Raw genomic sequence first — 3,113 nt, forward strand, 5'->3', positions numbered from 1 at the left:
TATCTCCGCAAAAGTATCATTCCCTTTACACGCCAGGTACCATCGACTTGCATCCGGTACACCATCAATCGTCTCAAACGTACGACTAACGTGCAGATTAATGTCCGCGTAAATCCCATTACGTTTTAATTCAGCAATAAATTTTTCCAGGCGATCAAGAGTGACGGGATTCAAATGGCGGGTGCCCTGTCCTCGAATGAAGAGGCTTTCCGTACTCCAATGGTTGTCCATGTGGTGAAACCGTACCAGATTAAAGCCCATTTTCCGCAGCCGCCCTGCCACAAACCAGGCCTTGGATTTGTTCGGGAAGGCCCCCCCGGTCACGGCATTCGTTCCGAAGAACCGAATACGTTTCCCCTGGACTGAAAAATGCCCGTCGGCGTCGATTTCCACAAATGCATCGGGCTGAAGCAGATGGGCCGGGAATGCCGGCAAAAAGCGCTGCGTGGTGGTATCCTGCGGAGGCAGGTAGAATGAAAATCCGCCCGAAAAGTTTTGAGCGGCGGCCTGGCCGCCCAACACCCGGAAGAAAAGAAAAAGAGAAACTGTAGCTGCAATTTTTTTCATATCTGTTTAATCGCTGAGTAAGACTCGTCTATCTCCGCAAAAGTATCATTCCCTTTACACGCCAGGTACCATCGACTTGCATCCGGTAAAAATACCGCCCTGAAGGAACGGGCACATTTCGGCTGTCCGTCCCATCCCAGACCAAGCGATCAAACGCCACCGGATGCACGCCCTTGTAAAGTGTCTTAACCAATTGTCCCGTTAAATTGTAGATTTGAACGGACAGTCTTTCGGGCCGATACAAGACAATCGGGATTTCCGTTTTCCTGTTGAATGGATTGGGATAATTTTGGCCCAGGAATACGCTGGGCTTGACCTGCTCAAAAGAAGATTCCTCCACCCCGTTACTTTTTGGAATGAACTGCACGGCATTAATATTGAAACCGCTCCTAAGAAATTTCAGTACCAGACTGTGCTCGCCTCCCGGAAGGCGAACAGCCGGACTATCCTGCCATTTCCAGCTTTTCCAACCGCCCGTGGCCGAAACGGAAACGGCATCGCCAAGGGCAGACCCGTCAAGCAAAATTTGCAGAGCGCCCCCGCCGTCCGGAGAGGCAACGCGCAGCCGGACGGCGTACGTTCCGGCACTGGCAATTTGAACGGTAAACCGGAGCCATTCCCCGTTGTCAATCCAACCCACGTTGTACGGGAAGGCCTGCGAATCGTTGCTGGGGGAAATATCCACACCGTCGTTCCGGTACGCGCCCCCCAGATTCCCCCATTCTCCGCTCCCGAGGCCCTTCACATTTTCGTACCCGGTATCAAAATAGGCCACATTTTCATCGCCCATATCGTAATTCACGCAGGCAAGGGTTCCGGGAATGGTTTGCTGTTGAAAGGGAAGACTTCGTTCGGCGAAATCTTTCCTGAAAAGTGCATCGATTACATCCGGACGAAACCGGCACTTTTCCAGAGCCAAATTGTCGGCCATGTCAAAAAGGGCCTGTTTGGCCATCTCCTGAGACGGTCTCGGCACCTGCCCCTTCCAATAATTCAGAATGTAGCGATAGCCGGATGTCAGCGGCGCCGAATAGGGACTGGTAATGGTGGCTATTTTTTTGTACGTCCACCAACACCAGCCAATATTATTTTTCTCCATGAGCGACACACACTCGTGAAACCAGGGATTGGAGTTCTCTCCCGATTCCCCCAACCAGAGAGGGACGCGGTAATTGTTCCGGATTTTAAGATACGACGCAATGGATTCCTGCGTAACGGGATTCCAGTATTTGTGAAAGCTGTAGGCCATGTTGGTGTCAAAGGGAGGGGTGAGATCCCGGAAATCGGTAGCGTACCAATTTCCTTCAATAAACAGGAGGTGATTGGGATCCACCTGCCGGATGGCCCGACTTAGACGCAAGTAAAAGGCGCGCAGCTGTGTGTTTGAAACACCGGAGGGTAAAACCGGCTCATTCAGTAAATCGTATCCACCGATCCACTCTTCGTTGGCGTACCGTCGGGCAATTTCCGTCCAGATTTTCACCGTTCTGTCCTGATTGGCCGATTCTGTCCACAGGCGGGCTTCCTGGCCGTCGCTGTCACTGATATTTTGCGCATTTTGTCCGCCCGGAGCACAATGCATATCCAGAATAAGGTACAGGTGATTTTCTTTGCACCATTCCAACACCTGATCCAGCACCTGAAACCCACTCTCCAGAAAAACTCCGGGCTGGTCTTCGGGACTGATCAGCCGGTAATTAAATGGCAATCGAATAGAATTGACTCCCCAGGAGGCAATCTTTTCGATGTCGATTTTTTGGATAAAATTAGCGCGGTATCGGGCAAAAAATTCGTCCGTCGCCTCCGACCCGATTAAATTGAGAATTTTTTGCCGGATCGAGGAAGGCGATCCGAAGCCGGGAATGTGCAGCATGTACCCTTCCGGAACCAACCACCCTCCTAAAGCTATGCCCTTGAGCAGAATTTCATTCCCGCTGGAATCAACAATTTGGGTTCCTTTGGTGTGCAGAAACGCCAGGCAAGGTGTTGACAAACTTAGAAAAAATAAAAGGATGATCCCATTTCGTAGAATTTTCATAATGATCCGGACACTCTATTTGGGTAAACGCAAGTTTCAATCTCTCTAATTTCCCCATCTGTTATTTTGCAATAATTGAACCAGACAGATGAATTGCATTATATGCTTTTTTATTAAGAGGTTACCATTTGGGATGACACTATTTTTATTATCACATTGATAAGTTTCATTATCATTTGGATAAGATGGAAAGAAAAACCCCTCGATCAACTGCCAAAGCGAGATTTGGAGAAATGAGAAATGGCAGATTAAGAAGAATCCTTGGTTCTATTGGAATTTTTGTGGGAATTATTTTAGCGGAGCCTACGAAAAGAAATCTTAAAAATGAGACGTTCCAACCCGTATTTTTTATTATACGGCAAAAAGCATCAGTGAACACAGTGAAAGAAAAAACCTGCTTTTTTATTCCCAAATGGACGCGGTGTAACATCTCATTTAACAGGTATTGGGTAGAATCCGTCCATTTCTAACCCTCCCTCCGGCCCCCTCCCTGAGATCAGGGAGGGGG

2 protein-coding genes are annotated in these 3,113 nt (G+C 48.8%); both read right to left on the reverse strand.

The window, feature by feature from the left end:
• Positions 1–567, reverse strand: a 567-nt coding sequence (locus GXO76_02865; protein NOY76793.1) for a glycoside hydrolase family 5 protein, incomplete at its 3' end; no start/stop codon positions are given.
• A 28-nt stretch (positions 568–595) separates the two neighbouring features.
• Entirely contained in the window at positions 596–2,605 is a 2,010-nt protein-coding gene (locus tag GXO76_02870; protein NOY76794.1) for a cellulase family glycosylhydrolase, read from the reverse strand.
• Positions 2,606–3,113 lie beyond the last annotated feature (508 nt).

This window comes from Calditrichota bacterium, from assembly GCA_013151735.1.
GTDB lineage: Bacteria > Zhuqueibacterota > JdFR-76 > JdFR-76 > BMS3Abin05 > BMS3Abin05.